The sequence below is a fragment of the Sphaerochaeta sp. UBA5836 genome, from assembly GCF_002432845.1.
Classification (GTDB): Bacteria; Spirochaetota; Spirochaetia; order Sphaerochaetales; family Sphaerochaetaceae; genus Sphaerochaeta.
In genome coordinates this window covers 29152-50191 of the sequence record NZ_DJGW01000115.1, presented here as the reverse complement: position 1 = coordinate 50191, position 21040 = coordinate 29152, and the positions used below count along the sequence as shown (strand labels likewise).

At 50.6% G+C, this 21040-nt stretch carries 21 protein-coding genes, 2 tRNA genes and 1 other RNA gene; 5 read left to right on the top strand and 19 right to left on the bottom strand.

From position 1 onward, the window contains the following. Positions 1 to 73: 73 nt before the first annotated feature. Together B3F49_RS12260 and B3F49_RS12255 are read right to left on the bottom strand one after the other, a co-directional pair. Positions 74 to 925, bottom strand: a complete 852-nt coding sequence (locus tag B3F49_RS12260; protein ID WP_293911433.1) for an ABC transporter ATP-binding protein — start codon at positions 923 to 925, stop codon at positions 74 to 76. A 1-nt stretch (position 926) separates the two neighbouring features. Beyond that, positions 927 to 1304 carry a GntR family transcriptional regulator gene (locus tag B3F49_RS12255; protein WP_293893851.1) on the bottom strand — a complete coding sequence of 126 codons (378 nt, stop codon included), beginning with the start codon at positions 1302 to 1304 and terminating at the stop codon, positions 927 to 929. A 105-nt stretch (positions 1305 to 1409) separates the two neighbouring features. On the opposite strand from B3F49_RS12255, the gene mazG reads away from it, so the two are divergent. After that, positions 1410 to 2228, top strand: coding sequence for a nucleoside triphosphate pyrophosphohydrolase (mazG, locus tag B3F49_RS12250; RefSeq protein WP_293911431.1), 819 nt, complete (start codon positions 1410 to 1412; stop codon positions 2226 to 2228). Positions 2229 to 2231: 3 nt separating this feature from the next. Further along, the gene (locus B3F49_RS12245; RefSeq protein ID WP_293911429.1) at positions 2232 to 2879 is read left to right on the top strand and encodes a TrkA C-terminal domain-containing protein; all 648 of its coding nucleotides are present in this window, start codon (positions 2232 to 2234) and stop codon (positions 2877 to 2879) included. Here the strand turns inward: B3F49_RS12245 and B3F49_RS12240 are convergent. The 8 genes from B3F49_RS12240 to B3F49_RS12205 form a co-directional block, all read right to left on the bottom strand. Beyond that, on the bottom strand, positions 2868 to 5327 hold the full coding sequence (locus tag B3F49_RS12240) for a TIGR03936 family radical SAM-associated protein (protein ID WP_293911427.1): 2460 nt from the start codon (positions 5325 to 5327) through the stop codon (positions 2868 to 2870). The two genes, B3F49_RS12245 and B3F49_RS12240, sit on opposite strands and share 12 nt — an antisense overlap. Positions 5328 to 5341: 14 nt before the next feature. Beyond that, the gene (locus tag B3F49_RS12235) at positions 5342 to 6109 is read right to left on the bottom strand and encodes a hypothetical protein (RefSeq protein ID WP_293911424.1); all 768 of its coding nucleotides are present in this window, start codon (positions 6107 to 6109) and stop codon (positions 5342 to 5344) included. A 25-nt stretch (positions 6110 to 6134) separates the two neighbouring features. Further along, positions 6135 to 6475, bottom strand: an RNA gene (gene rnpB, locus B3F49_RS12230) — RNase P RNA component class A. 8 nt (positions 6476 to 6483) lie between these two features. Beyond that, positions 6484 to 7302, bottom strand: coding sequence for a zinc ribbon domain-containing protein (locus B3F49_RS12225; protein WP_293893863.1), 819 nt, complete (start codon positions 7300 to 7302; stop codon positions 6484 to 6486). Positions 7303 to 7319: 17 nt separating this feature from the next. Beyond that, positions 7320 to 9380: an RNA polymerase sigma factor RpoD gene (gene rpoD / locus B3F49_RS12220; RefSeq protein ID WP_293911421.1), complete on the bottom strand. Its 2061-nt coding sequence runs from the start codon at positions 9378 to 9380 to the stop codon at positions 7320 to 7322. A 22-nt stretch (positions 9381 to 9402) separates the two neighbouring features. Continuing rightward, a complete protein-coding gene (gene dnaG, locus B3F49_RS12215; protein ID WP_293911418.1) occupies positions 9403 to 11199 on the bottom strand; it encodes a DNA primase in 1797 nt (598 codons plus the stop codon). Positions 11200 to 11207: 8 nt separating this feature from the next. Next, the gene (locus B3F49_RS12210) at positions 11208 to 11648 is read right to left on the bottom strand and encodes a YkgJ family cysteine cluster protein (RefSeq protein ID WP_293911415.1); all 441 of its coding nucleotides are present in this window, start codon (positions 11646 to 11648) and stop codon (positions 11208 to 11210) included. Positions 11649 to 11710: 62 nt separating this feature from the next. Next, a tRNA-Tyr gene (locus B3F49_RS12205) sits at positions 11711 to 11792 on the bottom strand. Positions 11793 to 11924: 132 nt separating this feature from the next. Between B3F49_RS12205 and B3F49_RS12200 the strand changes: the two genes are divergently transcribed. After that, positions 11925 to 11996, top strand: a tRNA-Thr gene (locus B3F49_RS12200). A 42-nt stretch (positions 11997 to 12038) separates the two neighbouring features. Here B3F49_RS12200 and B3F49_RS12195 read toward each other — a convergent pair. The 5 genes from B3F49_RS12195 to B3F49_RS12175 all read right to left on the bottom strand — a co-directional run bounded on the left by B3F49_RS12195 (position 12039) and on the right by B3F49_RS12175 (position 16008). Then, complete coding sequence (locus tag B3F49_RS12195; RefSeq protein WP_293893872.1) at positions 12039 to 13097, bottom strand: LacI family DNA-binding transcriptional regulator; 1059 nt, start codon at positions 13095 to 13097, stop codon at positions 12039 to 12041. Beyond that, entirely contained in the window at positions 13094 to 14392 is a 1299-nt protein-coding gene (aroA, locus tag B3F49_RS12190) for a 3-phosphoshikimate 1-carboxyvinyltransferase (RefSeq protein ID WP_293911412.1), read from the bottom strand. Before aroA ends, B3F49_RS12195 begins: the two co-directional genes overlap by 4 nt. A 242-nt stretch (positions 14393 to 14634) precedes the next feature. After that, positions 14635 to 15003, bottom strand: coding sequence for a chorismate mutase (aroH, locus tag B3F49_RS12185; protein ID WP_293893696.1), 369 nt, complete (start codon positions 15001 to 15003; stop codon positions 14635 to 14637). 14 nt (positions 15004 to 15017) lie between these two features. After that, on the bottom strand, positions 15018 to 15359 hold the full coding sequence (locus B3F49_RS12180) for a hypothetical protein (protein ID WP_293893693.1): 342 nt from the start codon (positions 15357 to 15359) through the stop codon (positions 15018 to 15020). A 16-nt stretch (positions 15360 to 15375) separates the two neighbouring features. Further along, positions 15376 to 16008 (bottom strand): thiamine diphosphokinase, encoded by a 633-nt coding sequence (locus B3F49_RS12175; RefSeq protein ID WP_293911410.1) that lies wholly within the window; start codon positions 16006 to 16008, stop codon positions 15376 to 15378. Positions 16009 to 16086: 78 nt separating this feature from the next. Between B3F49_RS12175 and B3F49_RS12170 the strand changes: the two genes are divergently transcribed. Then, positions 16087 to 17406 carry a DUF1015 domain-containing protein gene (locus tag B3F49_RS12170; RefSeq protein ID WP_293911408.1) on the top strand — a complete coding sequence of 440 codons (1320 nt, stop codon included), beginning with the start codon at positions 16087 to 16089 and terminating at the stop codon, positions 17404 to 17406. Here B3F49_RS12170 and B3F49_RS12165 read toward each other — a convergent pair. Together B3F49_RS12165 and B3F49_RS12160 are read right to left on the bottom strand one after the other, a co-directional pair. Further along, positions 17397 to 17972: an L-threonylcarbamoyladenylate synthase gene (locus B3F49_RS12165; RefSeq protein WP_293911437.1), complete on the bottom strand. Its 576-nt coding sequence runs from the start codon at positions 17970 to 17972 to the stop codon at positions 17397 to 17399. The two genes, B3F49_RS12170 and B3F49_RS12165, sit on opposite strands and share 10 nt — an antisense overlap. Further along, positions 17965 to 18417, bottom strand: coding sequence for an FtsB family cell division protein (locus B3F49_RS12160; RefSeq protein WP_293911406.1), 453 nt, complete (start codon positions 18415 to 18417; stop codon positions 17965 to 17967). The genes B3F49_RS12165 and B3F49_RS12160 overlap by 8 nt, the downstream gene beginning before the upstream one ends. 75 nt (positions 18418 to 18492) lie before the next feature. Between B3F49_RS12160 and B3F49_RS12155 the strand changes: the two genes are divergently transcribed. Continuing rightward, complete coding sequence (locus B3F49_RS12155) at positions 18493 to 19383, top strand: hypothetical protein (protein WP_293911404.1); 891 nt, start codon at positions 18493 to 18495, stop codon at positions 19381 to 19383. Here B3F49_RS12155 and B3F49_RS12150 read toward each other — a convergent pair. Together B3F49_RS12150 and B3F49_RS12145 are read right to left on the bottom strand one after the other, a co-directional pair. Next, positions 19380 to 20303: a ribonuclease Z gene (locus B3F49_RS12150; protein WP_293911402.1), complete on the bottom strand. Its 924-nt coding sequence runs from the start codon at positions 20301 to 20303 to the stop codon at positions 19380 to 19382. The genes B3F49_RS12155 and B3F49_RS12150 overlap by 4 nt on opposite strands. Positions 20304 to 20329: 26 nt before the next feature. Beyond that, positions 20330 to 21040, bottom strand: a 711-nt coding sequence (locus B3F49_RS12145) for an ABC transporter permease (protein ID WP_349681289.1), incomplete at its 5' end; no start/stop codon positions are given.

Here is a 21040-nt window from a genome sequence, read left to right as displayed (position 1 = left end):
AATATCGCAATGGCGAGCAACATGATGCCGCTGCGCCTTCGCATCAGAAACACATCCTTGAGCAACAAAGCCATCATACTGCACTCCTTCCTTTGGACAAGAAAATGATCAATTCCTCCAGGCTGAGCCTTCGGGATTCAAGAAACGAAGGAACATCCTCTGTCCTCAGCAACAGTTCCACCTGAAAAGACCCCTCACGTTTTGCGATAATCGAATCGCTGTCGATATCGGCTACCATCTGATGAGAGACAATGCCCAACCGATATGTTTCAAGCAACTCATCTTTTTCCTCCGTGAATCGGATGCATCCCTCTTCCAGGAATGTTACATAGTCGCAGAGTTTCTCCAAATCGCTGGTGATATGGCTGCTGATCAGAATCGTATGGTTTTCATCCTTACTGAATTCAGAAAGAATGGAGATGATCTCATCCCTGGCCAATGGATCCAGGCCGCTCGTGGGTTCATCGAGGATCAGAAGGGAGGCATGATGGCTGAGAGCGACGGCCAACTGAAGCTTCACCTTCATCCCCTTGGAGTACTTTCGATACTGCTTCTTTGGATCAATCTGGAACTGCCTCAGATACATCTCATACTGCCCCTGATCCCAATGTTGGTAACACCGCCTCAATACTGCGGCAAGCTCATTCGCAGTCACAAGGCTGGGAACCGATGCATCATCGACAATGAATCCGATATGCTGGCGAGTCTCGGCTTCATTGCCGATCCGGCTGGAACCAAGCACCGACAGCTCTCCCGAATCCGGGAACAACAGGCCGAGCAGCAGCTTGATCGTAGTAGTCTTGCCTGAACCGTTTGCTCCGATCAAGCCATGTACGGTACCAGTAGCAACTTTGAAATCCTCGATATCGAGGGTAAACGATCCGTAGGTTTTCTTCATTTTCCTGCAGAGAATTGCACTTTCCATCTCACCGTTCTCCTTCTGCAAGCAACTGATACATCATGGCAAGCTCCTCTTCACTGAGTCCGACAAACTGGGCAAGCAAATGAATCGAGCGCATGTGATCCTCGATTTTTCGCAAATACTCTTCCTTGAGCTGTTCATGGCTTCGAGCCGCTACATAGCTCCCTTTCGCTGCAATGGTCTGGATATACCCTTCCCGCTCCAGTTCGTCATAGGCACGCTTGGTGGTTATCACGCTGATGCGCAATTCCTTGGCCAGGGCGCGGATTGAAGGCAGCAACTCACCTTCCTTGAGAATGCCTGAGACTATCTGGGCGCGCATCTGTTGGGCGATTTGCTCATATATCGGGTCTGGATTGGCATTTGAGAGGATGATATCCACAACATGCTCCTTCTGTATATGTACAGTATATACAGTAATAACATCATGTCAAGAGCCTTTCTTTTCCTGTTCTCAAGATTGCAGCAAACCAGTATACTCATAACCATGATCGACTTCACCTATGAAAAGAAAACCACCATCTCCGAAGCATTGATGCAACTTTTTACCATCGTCAGGCTGCTTCGCAGCGACCAAGGCTGTCCTTGGGACAGGGAGCAGGGCCCGAAGCAAGTCTCGACCCATCTCATTGATGAGACATATGAGTATCTGGATGCAGTACTCTGTGAAGACAAGGAGGGCCAGAGCGAAGAGCTGGGCGATGTAATGTTGAATGCGATGATGCTGTTGGAAATGCATCAGGAAACCGATGCGTTGGCGAGTATCGAAGCCCTGAACCTTGTATGTGAGAAACTGATACGCAGACATCCCCATGTCTTTTCCGACCAGAAAGTTGCAAACAGCAGTGAAGTCATCGATGTATGGAATGCCATCAAAGTGAATGTAGAAGGAAAGACGCATCAAAAGGATGACTTTTTCAGTCGTGTCCCCCCTTCCCTTCCCCCGTTGGAAATGGCCAATGAAATCCAAAAGAAAATCCGCAAGGTCGGCTTTGACTGGCCCGAATCCCATGGTGTGTTTGACAAGGTACAGGAAGAGCTTGAGGAAGTCGCTACTGCGTATAAGAACCCTGAGGACAAGCAAGAGGACCTTGAGATGGAGTTGGGGGACCTGCTGTTTGCTGCAGTGAATCTGTGCCGCTATCTGGGGTACAACCCTTCTTTGGCCCTGCATCGTTCCAATCAGAAAATGAGAAGACGCTTCAATGCACTCTACCAGCGTGCTTCGGCGGAGGGCATTGTACTGAGCCGGGAGAACCTCGCTTACATGGACCGGCTCTGGGAAACAATCAAGGAGGAGGAGTGAGCCATGGCCGCCGAACCACTCCAACCCAATCGTGCAGTCAAGCATGAAAAGAGCGCCATCTATGAGCGAATCGCCGTGGACATAGCCAAGCGTATTGCAAATGAGGAACTTGCCGAAGGGATCAAACTATCGGGAAGAACAATTCTCAGCGGTGAATACGGGGTATCGCCGGAGACCATCCGCCGTTCGTTCGCCATCCTGGAAGAACAAGGGGTGGTTGCAGTAATGCAAAACAGCGGTGTAGTGGTGAAAAGCCGTCTGAAGGCCAAAGCTTTCATGGAAGCCTATGAGAAGCACGATGAATCGAAGCATCTGCTTCATCGCATGCGCACGCTTTTGGAAGAGCACGAGGCTTTGGACCGCGAATTCTTCTCGCTTGCAAAACAGCTGTTCACCATAAACTCGCGATTCGCTGAGGCAAACCCATTCCCCATCATCAGCCAAACAGTTTCGCAAGCAAGCAAGGTCATCGGCAGGTCCTTGGGTGAATTGCGTTTTTGGCAGGAAACCGGAGCCACCGTGGTGGCGGTACGAAGAGAGGGTGCGATCACACTATCCCCCGGTCCGTATTTTTGTCTGCAGGCTGAGGACATCCTGATGATGGTAGGCCCTCAGGATTCCCTGCCGCGCATCGAGCACTTACTGCAGTGATGCAAAGAATTGCGGGTACGAAACACCCCAGGAACCGGCGTAGAGCGCTTTTCTGGTGATGCGCAGGCGGCTGGCAAGTGCAAACTTGTCAGTGTCATTGCCGAAGAGCGATTTGACCAGGTTCTTCTCCCCTTCCAAACGGACGGAGAACAAACCCTCCGACTCCTTGTGCACCACCACATCCTTCAATTCTTGATCGCAGAATGATTCGAGCAGCGTTCGGCTCTTCTCGTCCTCCCTGGTCTCAATGGTGTACAGACTTCCTTTGAGATACTTGGCCAACGTCTGTTTCTTGTCGAGCCTGAGGAACAGCACTTGGACGATCTCATAGCCGTCATTCAGGGCCGAACCCAATTTCTCTTTCACTTCTTGTTCCGTCAGATTCTCACTATCGATCAACTCGGCGAGCATCACTTCCTCATCACCGGCAATGCCCACAGAGAGCGGATTGACAAACTCTAGCTTGGGTTTGGGATTGAAGCCCTGGGTGAACTGCACCCCTACTTTCGATCGCTGGAATGCCATCTCAAAATTGCGCATCGCATGGATGTGGCTGATATACAGCGAACGACCGAACCTGCGATAGGTTATCAGGGCTTGGACAGTCTTTGATATGGGTTCCTCCTTCGGTTCAATCACCAAGGTTTTGTCTCTCACTTGTTCAAGAATCGGATCCTTGTGCGTTGTATCGATGACTTCGGTCACTTTCGAGCAGACACCGCAGAGATGGCTGCACGACTCAAAACATCGCTCGGTCAACAAGAGGTTCTTAGCCTTCTCATACTCGTCCTTGAGAAACTTCTTGCTGACCCGCATGCTCACTGAATCCCAGGGAAGCTCTTCGTCAAGGCTGTACGGTTCGAAGATGCAGGTATCAGGATTGTAAGAAGCCTCCCCGATCGCCTCCAGCCACAAATCAGATTTCAGGTATTCGTCCCATGCATCAAGCCGGCAACCCTTGCGGTAGGCTGACTCGATGACAGCTGCATAGCGCTCATCACCACGGCTGATCAGCCCTTCCAGATAACTGATGTTGGGCTCATGATAACTAACCTTGCAACCTCTGATGCGCTCATTGATGGCTTTCTTCAGGGAAGAGAGCTGTTCATAAGACTGGGTCGGTGTAAGTTGGCTGCACCACTGGAATGGAGTATGGGCCTTTGGAATGAAGGTTCCGATGTTGATATTCATCGAGAGGCGGGTGGCATCGTAAATGGCCCCTACATAATCGACGATGGCCTGATTCTCGACCTGCCGATCGACGAAAGGCAATCCCACCATGAAGTAGAATTTTGCCAGTTTCCATCCCCTGCTCTTCGCCTCACGGGCTATCTCGATGACCTGCTCGAGGGGGACTTCCTTGTTCATGGCCCGCTGCCAGGCTTCCTTGGGTGTTTCGATGGCAAAGGTCAATCCGCTTTTTCGTACCTCCGAAAGCTGCTCGAGGATTCCCAGGGAAAACGAGTTCACCTTCAGGCTGGGCAGGGAGAAGGAGACATGCCTGTGCGAATACTCTGCGTTGAGCGTCTCGATCAACTCCTTGATGTACGGATGGTCCCCGCTTGAAAGCGAGGAAAGCGTAATCTCGCGATAGCCGAAGTCGCTGACATGCTGCTCAACCTGGGCTGCCATGGTGCTGTACAGCTTCTGTCGATACGGCTTGTAGTATTGGCCTGCATGACAGAATCTGCAGCTGTTCGGACAGCCGCGCATGATTTCCACCACCCCATTATCCTGGGCCACCTTGAAGTTGGGAACCACATAATGGCGGTAGGTATGAGATTCAGGAGTGGCAAAGTTGGTATCGATGAAGCGCAAAGCCAACTTCTTGCCTGTGTACCAGAGATAGGGAAGGCTTTGCAGCAAGGCAAGTTTCTCGCTTCTGGACTTCTGCTGTTTTTTCGCATCGATCAGAATCCGGGCAACCTCCTGCAGACCTTCCTCGGCTTCCCCGATGTACACGAAGTCCATGAACGGAGCGAATGGAAGAGGGTTGGTGACGGCAGGGCCTCCACAGATTACTATCGGATGCTCATCGGTCCGGTCACAGGCATGCAGGGGAATCCCTCCAAGGTCCAAGACCTGAAGGATGTTTGTTGCACTCAGTTCGTATCCGATGGAAATTCCCAGCATATCGAGTTCGGAAAGCGGTTTTTGAAGATCAAGGGTATAGAGGGGAAGCTGTTTTTCCCTGAGCAGCTGTTCAAAGTCCGGGGCTACCGAAAAGACACGGTCGCAATAAACCTCCTCCATGCTGTTGAGCAAGTCATAGAGAATACGTACGGCGTTGTTGCTCATGCCGATTTCATACAAATCAGGAAAGCAAATTGCTGTATGAAAATACACCTTTGCAAGGTCTTTGGTTCCATAGTGGAACTCTCCGCCTGTATATCGGGCTGGATTTTGAATCATCAACAAGTCATCGGCGATCATATCTACAATCTGCATGGCATCATCCTATTTCATGGTATGGTATTTGCCAAGCTTTGGTATTTGTTTGCCTGAACGCGCTGATCGGCTTGGCTTGCGAATCGGGCAAGGGCAGTATACAGGTTTTTCTTCATCGTGGCATCAAGCACCTTGCTCTCAAAGGTAGCGGCGTATGAGAAGTAGTCATAGGCGCGTTGAACGTCGTGTTGCAACAGGCTTGCAAAGAGAAGCAGGTTCACTGCTTGTTCATCCGTCAAGGAAGTGAATGCTTCCTTGATGAGGGAGAAAGAGGTATTGGACTCAACCAATACCTTGGCATAGGCCAGGCCGTCCAAGGAACCCTGCAAATAGGTGGTGAAGATCCTATGGGCATCCTCGGTTCGTTTGGCGCCAAGCAATGCTTGATACAGCTCCTTGGCGGTTGCCTCGTCCAAGGCCTTTTGCTCTTCCAGCAACAGGCCCATTTCAATAACCAGAGCGCCATCCGCCACCCTGTTTCCCAGCAGGACAGCAAGCTTTGCCGCTGAAACCGATGTACCCTGCCTGCCTGCCATCGCCACATACAAGCGCAGGCTCGCATGTGCTTCCTCAATTTTGCCAAGTCGCTCCTGGGCCAACGCCACATAGTACAGGGAACCCTTTTGATAGGTATGGGAAAAGTCCTCTCTTGCAACGCGTTCAAGCCTCTCATAGTCGCCCTGCATTGCAAGTTGGTCGAGCGAAGGCTCGCCTTTGCGGCATCCGGCGAGAAGCAAACAAAAAGAGAACAGAAGAAGGGTGCAATAACACTGTCTCATCATCTTCTGTTCTCCTATCACTATCAAAAAAACAAGGCAGGCAATAAGCCGGGTTCTGTATCAGATGATCATCTATCTACGCCTCCTGTTACCAGGATGCTGTAGCAACCGACCCGCAGGCTCAAGGCGGACAACCCAACCTGCTGCTTGATTTTGCTCCTGACGAGGCTTACCCTGCCACTGTTGTTGCCAGCAGTGCGGTGGGCTCTTACCCCACCATTTCACCCTTGCCGATTGCTCGGCGGTATATTTTCTGTGGTGCTCTCTATAGCGTCGCCGCTCCCGGGTGTTACCCGGCGTCATGTCCTATGGAGCCCGGACTTTCCTCAAGCGGCCTTACGGCCGCCCGCGATCATCTCGCCTACCTTGTAAAAATCCTAGAGCAGGTCGTCGAATTCGCTTGAATCGACAAAGTCGGCAAGGCCGCCTTCCTCAATCTCAACATCCTCGATTCTCTTGCGGAACTGCTCATCCGCACCCTCAACCTCTTCATAGTAGAGGATTCGGCTGCAGTACGGGCAGAACTCAATATCCTTGGCTGAACGAACAACATTGACGAACTGGATGGGAAGTACAATGTGGCATCCCTGGCAAACCAACCCATGGATTGGAACAATCCCCTTGCCCTTCTTGTTCTTCACAATGTTGCAGAACTTATTGTACAGGTCCTCGGTGATGTCGCCGGCGATGTACTGCTCGCATTTGGTCTCAAGCTTGGCAAGCTGTTCTCTCTTATCGGAGAGCAGGGCTTCAATCTTGCTTGCTTCGTTATCCACTTCCTGCTTCTGCAACATCATCAACTGCTCTTTTTCGGTGAGGCGGTCACTGAATTCATGGACCTGCTTCTCCTTGACGTGCAGTTGCTTGAGCAGACTTTGTTCTTTTGCAGAAGCATCCTTGATTTCCTTCTCAAGCGCTTCGAACTCACGCTGGGTGGAGATCAATTCCATCTGCTTTTCGGAGTTCTCACGGGCATGCACTGCATCATCGTACTGGATGCGCAGGCTTCTGAGGTCATCCTTTGCTGTTTCACTTCTGGCATGTTCATCAATATATTCCAAATTGATCTTGTCCAGCAGCTCCTGCTTGACTTTCAGATCTCTGGGCAACTTGACAATCTCATCCTCAAGGGCAAACCGTAAGGTCAGGTCTTCCTGCAATTGGCTGAGTTTTGCAAATACTTCTGCTTCTTCCATCATCTTCTCCCTGTATCTCAAATGAAATCCTTCAATTTCCTACTGCGCTTGGGATGCCTGAGCCTTCTGAGTGCCTTGGCCTCAATCTGGCGGATTCGTTCCCTGGTCACCTCAAAATACAATCCAACTTCCTCAAGTGTCAATGAATATCCATCCTCCAGGCCGAATCTCATCTTCAGGACCTCCTGCTCGCGGGCAGGAAGGGTTGCCAGAACATCCTTGAGCTGTTCCTGAAGCAGCGAATACGCGGTCTGGGTGGCAGGATTCTCCACCTCCTTGTCCTCGATGAAGTCGGAGAGCAAAGAGTCTTCCTCCTCGCCTACCGGTGTCTCCAAACTAATCGGTTCACGGGCAACATTCTTGACCGCCTTTACCTTGCTCTCGGTCCATCCAAGCTTCTCAGCCACTTCCTCATCGGTTGGTTCCCGACCCAGCGACTGCATGAGCATCCTCGACTCCCTGACCACCTTGTTGATCTGCTCGATCATGTGCACAGGAACACGGATGGTACGGGCCTGGTCGGAAATCGACCGGGTGATGGCCTGCCGAATCCACCACGTTGCATAAGTGGAGAACTTGAATCCCTTGCGGTACTCAAACTTCTCGACAGCCTTGATCAAGCCGATGTTGCCTTCCTGAACCAGATCAAAGAAGTGCAACCCCCGATTGGTATATTTTTTTGCGATGGATACCACGAGCCTGAGGTTGGCGCGGATCAAGCGGTCCTTGGCATCCTTCATCATCTTCTGGCCGTACTTGATCTTCGTGGAGTGCAACAAGATATTATCGCAGGTGTCTTCGAACTGGTACTCTATCTGCCTCAGATCCTTCTCAGTCAATTGGAGTTCCCGGATAAGGTCCTTGATCGTATCACTGGACAGGTGGAGTTCTTCTTCGATTTTTGCACTCCTGGACTGGGTTGCAAGGTCTCGCCCGAGCTGTCTCAACTCCTTGGCTGAAGAGATGTGAAGCTTATTCTCAAGCTGCTGTTTCTTTTCCTTGTAGGAGCGGATCCTGTTCTCGGCATCCACGAAATCGTGGGTGAACGAGGTGATCTCCTCGGGCTGCAAATCAACTTTTGCAAGTTTCTTCAACAGCGTCATCCGGGTCTTGATCAATGCCTCATCATGCAGCACATCCTCGCCGCTGCTGATCATCTGCTCTTTCTTTCCGATATAGTTTTTCAGGCCCGCCTGCACATCCTTCAGCTGTTCCTTGTAAAATTGGGTGAACCGCTTCTGGTTGGTGACAAGCTCCTTGTAGTCCTTTGCATTGTACTCTTCTTCCTGACCTTCAATCTTGGTGTTGAGCGTTTTGATGATCTCATGGAACCGGGTGATCATAACCCCGCTTTCCTGGATGACATCCTTGATGATCAAGGCACCGTCTTCCATCTTCTTGCTGAGCTCAACCTCCTGGTCGGCGGTCAGCAGGCTCTCCTTGCCGATTTCCCTCAGATAAAGACGGATCGGATCATCGCCGCTGGAGTCGCTCTTGTCGGTTCCCAGGATGGTGTTGTGACGGATGTGTTCAATATCACCTTCATGGTCGTCAAGACTGGAAATATCGACAAAATGATCACTTCCACCAACCGCATCATCATCGGTTCCCATGCCGCTCCAGGCATGTTTCATCGAGGCAGGATGCTCGTCCTCATCATCAAGTACGGCATCCTCTTCTTCCTCCTCCTCATCATCACTTTCCCGGCTGCCGTTCTTTTTGGCTTCCGGCTTGTCGTCGTGATGTTCGGAAAAATCATTTATCAGCGCATCGACGGAAAGGTCATCCTCAAGATCCTCCTCAAGCAGGTCGACATCATCCGGTTCCTCTTCCAGGTCGGTATCGATTTCATCCTCGGACGGACCTTCGGAAAAAAGACCTGCAGCAGGAGCCTCATCACTTTCCGTGACGATGATCTCCAACTCACTGAGGGTCTGCATGATTTCATCGACAGCCTCATCCGTGGCATTCTGTGGACCAAGAGCCTTTCTGATATCCTCTTTTGTCACATGTCCGGTCTCTGCTGAACGCGCCACCATATCCTTGACTATGGCCTGCGAAATGTTTTCATCAAGCATCTGTATTATCTACCTACCCTGTTTAAATATCCTGCTCGAGAGTCTTCCTGAGTCTGGCAATCTTTGCGTCAATCTCCGTCTTCTCCCGAAGCAATTCCTCGATTCCTTCATCCCCGGTACCGTCTAGCAGACTGATATCCAAGAGCCGTTTATTACTCAATCGCTTTTTCTCATACGTCCTCAATTGAATTCGGTTCACAGCTTCATTGAGCACTCTTTGCGGAGCAAGCTTGAACTCCTCCATAGTGAACGATGCAGCGACATCACTGCGAAGTTGCTCATCATCAATCATCTGCAGGATATACTCATCATGCTTGCCGACTTCCTCTCTTGCAGCTTCCTCCAATACGTTATACAGTGCTTCTGCTTCTGCATCCTCCAAGTCTTCAACAGCGATCTTGTACCTTGTTTGCAGATACAACTCCCTATTGTTGACCAAAGTCAACATCGCATACAAATCCACGGAAATTGTTGCAGGATTCAGTGGCTTTACCCCCATTTCTCCTGCTGCCGCCACCGGTTTTGCTACGGGGGTGGCGTTCCGTGAATAATCGTCAAGTATCGACGATTCGTCAACATTCAGCACTGCCGCCAATCCCTTGATCAGGTCCTGCTTCTCAATAGACGACGCAGTGGCGTCCAAATATGGTCTCACAGCGTTAAATACTGCGGTTTTGCCTTTGGGCGTTAGTATATCATACTGGTTTACCGCATTGTTTACAAGATAACGAAACCCTTGCTGTGGCTGTTGTAACGCTCTTTTCAGAGCCTGTTCCCCTTCATGTTGGACGAGCTCCGAAGCATCCTTCGCCGACCCCAAGGTCAGAACCGAATTCTCCATGCCGATATTTTGTGCGATCACCAACGCCTTTGCCGTGGCGCTCTGTCCTGCCCGGTCATTGTCGAAGAGTATCTCCACGGATGTGCAATAGCGTCTGAGCAGCTTTGCCTGTTCCTCGGTGAAACTGGTTCCCAAGGGAGCCATGGCATTAGTGAAGCCGCTCTGATGCAATGCAACCACGTCGAAGTTTCCTTCGCACAGGATTGCCTTCTGCTCCTTCTTGATCGTATCGAGCGACTCGTAAAGCCCGAACAAATGGTGCTTCTTGCTATAAATCGCCGTTTCAGGGGAGTTGATGTATTTGGCTTTTGATGTGAAGGTGAGGTCCCGGCCGCCGAAGGCTACCGTCTTTCCCTGCCAGCTTCGAATGGGAAACATCAATCTGTCGCGAAACAAGGGATAGGTGGGATTGTTCTGGCTGAACAAGCCGCTTTTAGCCAGCAATTCTTCACTGTAGTGACGCTTTGCAAGAAATGAGTACAACCAGGAGCCATCCTGCGGGGCATAGCCGAGATTGAACTTCTCCCACATCGCCTCGGATACATTGCGTTCACGCAGGTATGCCCTTGCATGCTCGCCTTGAGCGGAGGATGTAAGCAAAAAATGAAAGGAGCCTGCAATCTTGTCATACAGGTCGTAGAGTGTTTCGTTCAAATCCCTTGATCTTTTATCCTCGGGACTCTCCTCCTCGAGCTCGACTCCCGCCTTCTTTGCAAGAATCTTCACTGATTCAATGAAAGAGACCTTCTCCATCTCCATGACGAAGTCAAACATCGACCCGCCCTTTTTGCAACTGAAGCAGTAGTAGAAACCCTGTTCATCGACCACTGAGAAGGAAGCTGTTTTTTCTTGATGGAACGGACACAAGCCCCATAACCTGCCGCCTCTTGAGGAGAGCGTTACATAGTCCGAGACGACTTCACTGATGGGAATACGCGCCTTGATCTGCTCAAGGACCGATTCAGACACTTTTGCCATACGCTATCCTACACACGAATGATCGGCTCTTGTCCGGTCTGCCGGCGAAGAATCTCATCGATCTCCTCTTTGCTATAGACCTTTCCTTGTCCGATTCCCGGGCATGATGCCTTCTCTGCTTCCCAACTCTCTTCGTTTTCCATTACGCTCCTCCAGAAAGGATAGGTGCGACATTGCCTGGGTCTTGCATGGTAGACCGAGCAACCCTGTTTCGTAAGGAAAATACAGTCGTAATTCTCTTTCTCCAGCAAACTGACCATGCTGAATGAACCCATATCCACCAATCGGCAATAGGTGCGGATGAAGCGGTCCTCATCCATTGAAGTGTAGGCACAAAGCCTCTGTAGATCTTCTTGAGAAAGGAATACATATCCAGGTTCGCAACTGCAGCAATAGTTGCAGCCGGGAACACAGGTAAAAGCCAACCCTTTCTCATAAAAACAATGCATCGGCACCTCTTTCATCATAGAGAACGGAAAAAAGGCCTTCCTCAAAGAAGAAGGCCTCCAAGTGGAGAGAGAAGGATTCGAACCTTCGAAGGTGTAACCAACAGATTTACAGTCTGCCCCCTTTGGCCGCTCGGGAACCTCTCCATGCCAAAAGACAAACGTACATTACAAACTATTGTAGCTTTTGTCAACCGCTGTTGAGAAAAATCTCGTACCAGGGAGTTTTTCACACGTCTTGACAGAGAGTTTTTCTGCCGGTATATTGCAACAGTCCAAGCCGACTTAGCTCAGCGGTAGAGCACGTGACTTGTAATCTCGGGGTCGTCAGTTCAATCCTGACAGTCGGCTCACAAGCATATCAGATATCCTGGTATGCTTTTTTTATTTGGCTCAAGGAATTTCACGCATTCGAGACGAGCTGCGGATCTTCAGGCTGGGTTGCAGGATGGTATCCTCGCATCGTTTTCCGCCAATGATATCCTCCAGCTGTTCAAAAGCCTTTTCGCCCAACATGTGGGGATCTTGATGAATGCTGCTCAACGAAGGCCGGGCGATTTCCGAAAGAAAGGAATCATCGTAGCCAAGGATGGAAACCTGTTGGGGAACGGCGATGTGCTGTTCATCCAACGCCTGCAAAACCCCTGCTGCTACTGCATCGTTGCAGCAAATGACGGCATCGAAATCACGCAGCCTTGAGAGAAACTCCTTTGCCGTTGCATATCCACTGGAAAAATCGTAGCCGGTCATGCAGATCAGCGAGGGGTCAAGAGGGAGAGAGAACTCCGACAGTGCCCGCCTGTATCCTTCGAGCCGGTCCAAAGAAGAGTAGCTGCCGCGGTTTTGTTGGTCCAAATAGGCAAGCATCTGCTCAATACTCTCACTCGGCCGTTGCCAGAAGCTTGCAAAAAAGGCGATATGCCGATGATTGCCCCTGAGCAAATATTTTGCAGCCAGATATCCACCCTCCACATTGTTGTAATAGATGTGGCTTGCACCCTTCAGGTAGTCTCTTCGATAGACGATCAGCAGCGGGAAATCAGGTGGAAAGAGATTCGCAAGCACGAGAGAGGACGTATCGGCCAGCGGGCAGAACAGCAACGAGGAAACACCCAGGGAAGATGCCTGTACAAGACAGCGCACTTCCTGCTCGGCGCTTCCATTTGCAGAGTAGAGGGCAACATGACACCCTGCCTGGTTTGCCTGTCTCATCACACCCTCAACGACCGAAGAAAAAAAGTGATTCTCCAGACTCGGTACGATCAAGGCCATGACGGAGAACTTCTGTTTCTTCACTGCGGGCACATACCCGAGCTTTTGCATCGCCTTGCGAATGGCCTTCTCAGATTCAGGATCGACGTTGCGGGCATGATTGATCACCCGCGAGACGGTGGCGATGGACAGTCCTGCCTCCTTGGCTACATCGGTAATGGTTACTTTCTTGGTATTCAATCCGAGGCCTCCACAATGGAAAGATCTGCTTTGCATGCTGCAAGCTTGGAGAAGAAACCAGGAAATGAAACATCGGCACATTGGGCGTCGGTCACGACAACCTCCCCTTCCGATGCCAGGCCTGCGGCCACCAACGCCATGGCAATGCGATGATCAAATGCCGATGAGACAGTCCCCCCCTGTATCGGGGTCGGTCCATCCACCACCAGACAGTCCCGCTCCATATGCAAAGAGCACCCGAGCGAATTCAGTTTTGCAGTCATTTCCGCCACTCGGTCGGTCTCTTTCTGCCTGACATGCTCCAAGTTTGTGAATACCGTCCGACCCTCGGCCTGGGTAGCCAAGACAGACAAGGCAGGCAGGGCATCCGGGATATCCGATAGGTCGATGGTCAATCCCCCTTGCAACTTCTCACCTCCGACGATGTGCAACCGGTCATCGCCCTGCCTATGGATGCATGCGCCGAATTTACCCAGGATGTCCACCACCTGCTTGTCTCCCTGGGAATCGGAGAAATCAAGGCCGGTGAGCACTACATCTGAATCTGTTATTGCAGCACCCACCAACGGGAAAGCGACGGCAGACCAGTCGGCTGGTATGCTGAAGCTGCCACCGTGGTAGCGCTGCCCGCCTTCAACGACAAAGCGGGAAAAATCCGAGGGGTTCGCAATCTCGACTCCCATACGTTTCATCCAATCAAGAGTCATTTGCACATAGGGTTTTTCCAAGGCATTGACCACCTGGATTGTGGTCGTACGCTTTGCCAGGGGGGCTGAAAGCAACAGGCTGGAGACATACTGGCTGTTCCTGCCTTCAATGGTCACGTTTCCTCCCTCAAGCAATCCTCGTACCACCACCGGAGGGCAACCTTGACCGCCCCTGGTAAGAAAGGCTGTGGCACCCAGGCAGTTGAGTGCGTTCACCAAGGGGAGAATCGGCCTGCGCCGGATCTGCTCATCACCGGTTATGACCGTATAGCCATCGACCAGGGAAGCCACCGAAGTAAACAAGCAGGTGGTGGTTCCCGAGTTTCCCGTATCCACCACATTTTGGGGCACTACAAGATCGCCTCCCCTTCCCTGCACAATCCAACGATGCTCTTCCTGTTGGACAATGGCTCCAAAAGCCCGTGCTGCGGCGAGGGCACTCAACCCGTCACCACTGGCCAGCGGGTTTTCGATGCAAGTCTGGCCATCGGCAAGGGTTGCCAGAAGAATTGACCGGATTGTATGGCTTTTGGATCCAGGCACCTGGAGCTCCCCTTTCAAAGAACCGGGTTTTACGTGAACATTCATGATTGTTTCCTTCTGGGTTTGCTGTAGGAAAGGATGATCGGCCTTTCAATATATACCATGTAAATTACCATATAGTATGCTGTGTATTGAATATTTGTGCAATATTATTCGTTAATAATCACTTTGTGTTCTCTAATTTATACTCATGCAACAAAAAAGAAAGCAAGGTTTTTACCCTATAAAATGTAAATTTACATATTCTCCTAATAAAAAAGCTCATACGTAGGCAGTTTTCTCAATTCTTATTTCATCAGGTCGGGACGAAGGCGTTCAGCTCCATCCATGTAGACCGGCTTGGTATGCTCGGTGTGGAAGTTGAGGATGAGAAGCATGCGGATGACACGCTCAAGCATGCCATCGATTTCAAGCTCCTGCATGCAGAACAAGGGGGTCTTGTTGCAATAACCGCCTTTGCGCAAACCGTTTGCCGGATTTCGGCTTTTCAGATCACTGGTCTGGGTGATCAATACACTTGCAATATGTGCTTCTTCAAGGCTGTTTTGCTCAAGCAGCGTCCGGTAGAGCTTGCAGGCGGCCTCTTCAATACGCTGCGGTTCATCCCGCTCTACACAAATGGCTCCGCGGATTGCGCAAATGGTTGGTTTATGCATGATACTCCTTTTTTTCAGCTGACTACCAGACCCTTCTCGAACAATGTCTCCAACAAGGCTACCACGAATCCCAAGGCAAGGATGCACATCATTCTTGCGATGGTAAGGAGCACCGGGGAAAGGGGAAATACCCGATCACCGGCCCACACGATGCAGGAGAACACCAAGATCCAGACACCGAACAGCAGACTGGTCCAGCTGATCAGATACAGAAAAAATTGCAGCAACTCGACGAAATCCTCGGTTACGGAAAAGAAACTGCCGAGCAGATATACGAGAAAGAAAAATATGTACAAAAGCAACGTGTAGGTATGCACCCTGCTGGAGAACGCCAGCAATCGTCTTGTCTGCAACATGATCAGAGAATACCATCTACCGTAGCTTGTCTGCAACCGGGAAGCTGACAAAGAGCAAACCGCCCTGTTTTGCGAACACATCCAGAAAGGAATCGGTTGTCCTATTGGAGAGCGAGAGGCTGTCCATCGACAAGCGGTAATTCTCCAAGGGCCATTGCAGCTGCTTTGCGGTGATATACGCATCCCGGGAGAAGCCGGCGGGAAAAAAACTGACCTGCCTGCCGGCTTTCAAGGACTCGAACCGATGATACCCTCGGACAAGATGCACCATCTCATACGCTGTATACCAGAGCTCCGGGGGACCGTATTGCTCGAACAGGGAGAAGGTTGCAAACAGGTGATCCATGCGGAATCCTCCGCCGCCGATGATGCAATAGGACGCATAGCCCAGGCTCACCGCCTTTTTGATCGCCAACTCAGTATCGCTCTCATCCTTGTCCCTGGGACTTCGCTCATGCACCAGCTGTTGTATTTCCTGCGAAAAAAGCGTCGAGTCATAATCACCGACCCAAAGATGTACTGGTATGCCGAGTCTCTTTGCGGTATCATACCCGCTGTCGGCTGCGATGACAAAATCATCTTTTTCCACGAAGCCCGACGGGATTGAAGACGGGGCTCCGCCACCTGTGCAGATAATTGCTTTGCTCATATTTTCTCACTTTATGTTGCGTATCTATCAATATTGGAATAGTATATTACCACATCCATAAATCAAAGAGGTTATAGCATGTCCAACGTTGCTCAACACTTGGCCCAGTATGCACTCAAATGTGCCGATATCATGATTCCCAAACCAGGTACCGACCTGACCAAATGGGCCGTCGTCGCTTGCGACCAGTATACGTCAGAACCCGAGTATTGGGAACAAGTCGCCGACTATGTCAAAGATGCTCCATCGACTCTGAACCTGATTTATCCAGAAGTCTATCTTGAGGAAGCCGATCCACAGAAACGTATCAAATCCATCAACGAGACCATGCAAGCGTATATCAAGCAAGGCATTTTCACAACCTACCCGAATTGCTTCTTCCTTGTCCATCGAACGACCGACAACTGCCCCGGCGGCAGGTGGGGGCTCCTGGTCACCCTTGATTTGGAACACTACGACTATGCCAAAGATTCCAGAACCTTGATCAGGGCCACCGAAGGAACCATCCTGAGCCGAATTCCCCCAAGAAAGGAAATCAGGCGCAATGCCCCTCTTGAACTGCCCCATATCATGGTATTGATCAACGACGCAAAACGCTCGGTCATCGAACCGTTGGCAAACAAAACCGATACACTGGAAAAGGTCTACGATACCGAGCTGATGGCAAACGGCGGACACCTCAGCGCATGGAAGGTCGACCGGCAAGAGGATCTACAAGCCATAGCCCTTGCCGTTGAGGCGATGCACGCAGAGCTGGATCCTTCCAACCCCCTGCTCTTTGCCATGGGGGATGGAAACCACAGCCTCGCCACCGCCAAAAGCTGCTGGGAGGATATCAAGCAAGGGTTGAGTGAAGATGGGCGGAAAAATCATCCGGCACGATATGCACTTGTGGAATTGGAGAACATCTTCGACCCGGGGCTTGCGTTCGAACCCATCCACCGGGTGCTTTTCAATCTCTCAAGGCAGACCTTTCTTGAGGAGATTGCCAAGGTTTGTGAGTCGTATGTTGTAAGCAAGGCCTCAAGCAAGGAAGAGGTGTTGCAGCAGATCAATGTGAATGACGGCCTGCAGAAGTTCGGGTACTGCGACGCCGAGGGTTTCTTGGTGATAGGAATGAGAGAGAGCAAAGCATCCATTGCTGCAGGTACGCTGCAATTGGTGATCGACTCCCTGCTCGCACAGAAGCTGGCAACCGTAGATTACATCCACGGTGTGGAAGTTGCTGCCAATCTGGGCAAAAAGAAGGGCAACATCGCCCTCATCCTTCCCGATGTCTCCAAGGCAACCTTCTTCGATACCATCATCAAGGACAATGCGCTCCCGCGCAAAACCTTTTCCATGGGAGAAGCGCATGAAAAACGGTATTACATGGAAGCTCGTCGAATTCAGCCTTGAGAAAGCAACTCTGATGCGTCGTAGGCACCGCAGCGGATGAGTTCATACGGATTTTTCGTACAATCGATCAGGGTGGAGGGAGTATCCCTGCCTCTATCCGGGTCGATGACAATCGCCTGGACTTTCTGTTTATACGTGAAAATGATATCGGTGATATTGGTAATGGCAAATCCCGCATCATTGACGCTTGTGGAGTAGATGGGAGTGCCAAGTTTGGTCAGAATGGCCTGGATGAAGGCATCATCGGGAACCCGTATTGCAGTACTACCCCCTCCCTCCCGGTTTTCCAGGATGACGGTAAGTGCACAAGGCCAGTGCTTTTTTAGCACTGGGGGCACGATGCAAAGCTGATGAGCCGATTCTAGGGTGGCGAGCACGATGAAATGGTGTTGCCCGATAGGTTTCTTCAAGGCACACAATTTCTCGTAAGTCGTTGCATATTGACCGCTCAGACCATAAATTGTATCACAGGGAAGGACCAAAAGTTGTTCTTCCCTCAATAGTTGCACTACTTGATCCACGGTGGAATCCACCGTCTTGTATAGCAGCTGTGCTTCCTCAACCATCCGACCCACGATTCTTTCTCCGTTTGCCCACAAGCAGTATATAGCATACCGCAAGAAGAGTTGAGAATGCTAGTGCCAGTAAAAAAACAAGAGTGGTGGATAAGCCGGCAAAGGAAGGAAGGGTTGCCTGCATACCCGTCGTGGCCGGAACAGGCAAGGATGCATCGTCCTCTTCGAGGTCGAAATAGAATACTTGCTCACCCTCGCTCTGGTACCCGTATTTGAAGGCCGCATCCTGGATGGCATCGCGCTCGCCCATGCGATCTCGTTGGTTTTTCAAGGAATCCACCTGCAACGAAAGCACTTGTTGTGAATATCGCAGTGTCTCAATTTCCCTGCGTAGCGCCTGGTTATGCAGAAATCCACCTTCACCGAAAACTGAAAGCATCAGCGGAAAGGATAAAACCAGGCTTATAGCGAATACAAACAGGAATTTTCTTGTCATGCCATCCTACAATCTATATAATAATTATGATACTATGGTTAGAGTATCGGTGTAAAGTTTGCGTGGAGGTTGGCGATGTCTGAAAACAAACACTATGGACGGCAAATCTTTCTAAGCTTGTTTCTTACTGTTTTTCTGTTGCTTGCAGTCCTCTATCTGGCATCCCGTTTCCTCCTGCCGCTGTACGACATCAACCAAGAGATGCTGTACGGGCTTTTGGTAAAACTATTTCCCCTGCTCATCGGGTTGGTGATGATAGAAATTGGCGTGCTGGTGGCTCATCGCAGGGATGAAGATTATGCCGACCAGGTGGACAAACTCCCACCCAATGCCTATGACAAGCCGTTTTACAAGCTTCCCAACGACGATCCTACACATGTGCATAGTGAGCAACTCGCTTATGGACAACAGAAAGTTGAGGCGGCGCAACAACAAAGAGTACAGCCGGTTGAAATTCAGGAAGAAAAACTAGAGATGGAACCGGTCATCAAGCCGATGGTTTCTGTTCCTCCGGTTGTTCGATATGATAAAGAACCTGAAGTCCAGAAAATCGTTGAAGTTGAGGAACCGGTAAAACCGATAGCTGAAGAGGTTGTTTACAGCACTGATTTCGACACCATTCTCTCGATGGAGCTGGAAAACTCAAAGGATATGGATTACGACCTGACATTGGTCTTGATTGAAGTCACCGAAGGGCCCGCCTCCCTCATAGCCAACAAGCTGATGATGCAAAGCGGCGAGCTGGCTTACAGCTTCTCCCTCGAAGGCGGCAAAATAGCCATGGTCCTTCCCTTCTACAATGCCGACGAAGCGCGGTCATTCACCCTTGGCATGATTGAGAGTTGCAAGAAAGAGTTTTCAGGCTCTTCCCTGCAAATAGGGTTTGCGTCACGAAACGGCAGGATGATCGACAGCAGCCAACTGCTTCATGAAGCGGAAGCTGCCTGCAACGTTCAGGAAGACTAATTTTTCAACGGAATATCAAAACACATGCGGTCTTTGGTCAGAATCGTCGGGCCAAAGACTTTTTTTGCATCCTTGAGCAGGTACTTCAGTTCGCGATCGCTGTACCGAGGGCTGTAGTGCAAGAGACCCAGCTGGGTTACCTCTGCCTCCTTGGCGATTCTAGCAGCATGCTCGGCTGTCATATGCTTCTTTTCAAAGGCGGTTTCGGCCATGTCGGCTGTAAACATTCCTTCGCACAGCAGCAAGTCGCTGTTTCGCACATGGTCTGCTATGGTGGGAAGATACACCGAATCGGTTACATAACTGAATTTCCGCCCTTGACGCTTCTGTCCCATCACCTGATGACTTTCAATGACGGTGCCATCGGCCAAGGTGACGGAGAGTCCTTTTTGCAATTTTCCCCACATCGGACCCATGGGAATTCCCAATTGCCGGGCAAGGTCGGGATGGAATTCGCCGGGTCGATCCTTTTCCTGCATGACATACCCCACACAAGGCTTGGTATGATGCAGATCAAAAGCGGAAACCGTAAAATCCTCGGTTTCGAGAATAACCCCACTCTCTGCAATTTTTACTATGATCTCATAATTGATGTACATATCCAGGATACGTCGATTGGCATCGATGTACTCCTTGAGTTTTGCAGGACCGTAAATGGTCAATGGCTCGTTGCGATCGACCTGGCTGGAGAGCATCAGGATTCCTGGTAGCCCGGTGACGTGGTCTGCATGCATGTGACTGATGAAAATGGAGTGGATTTTCTTCCATTTGAGATTCAACATCTTCAGCGAAACCTGAGTCCCTTCCCCACAGTCAAAGAGAAAGAGCTCCCCGTCCCGACGAACCATCGCGCTGGTGAGATACCTATTGGGAAGAGGCATCATGCCGCTGGTCCCCAGAACAAACACTTCAAAATTCATGCGGTCAGTATAGCTGAAAACCACACTTAGTCAAAGTGTGTACAGGCCAGGGGTTCAATTACCTTGACCATCCTGAGGCTCCAGCGAACCGAGACCATGCTTACCAAGGCCAACACCACAATGATCAATAGGATATCAAGCACAGGTATCACAATGACAAAATCCAACAGGTAATACGCAAGGGATGGAATCGATTGATCGGCAATGTACGCAAGCACCGGCCCAAGGTTGTTTGCAAGCACCATGCCCGCCAGGGTTCCCGCACCTACCGAAATCATGGTAACCAACATGACTGTAGTAAAATACACCTTGCGGATGAAGACTTTCCTGGCACCAAGGAGGGTCAACATGGCAATCTTATGCTTGTCATCCTCGACGAGCTCCCGTGAAAGCTCACTGATGAAATAGCCGCACAGTATTGCAACGGCAACCATGACACCCAGCACCGCCTGTCGGCTGGTGTTGAGATTGGTCGCCACACTGTAGTTCTCCTCATCCCAGGATGTCACCGAATATCCTTTTGCAGCAAGTTCCTGCTTGATGATTTTCATCCGCGATTGCTCGACCAATAGCTCATAATAGGTCTCTTCCTTGCCCCCGAAGAGTCGATGCATCAGATCGTAGTCGCAGAATACCAGGTTGGCATCCAACTCCTGGTACCCGGAATCATACAAGTTGCGGATGACGCACAGCTGCGGCCGTATGCTGCTCTGACTGACCAGCATGAGTGCCACCCG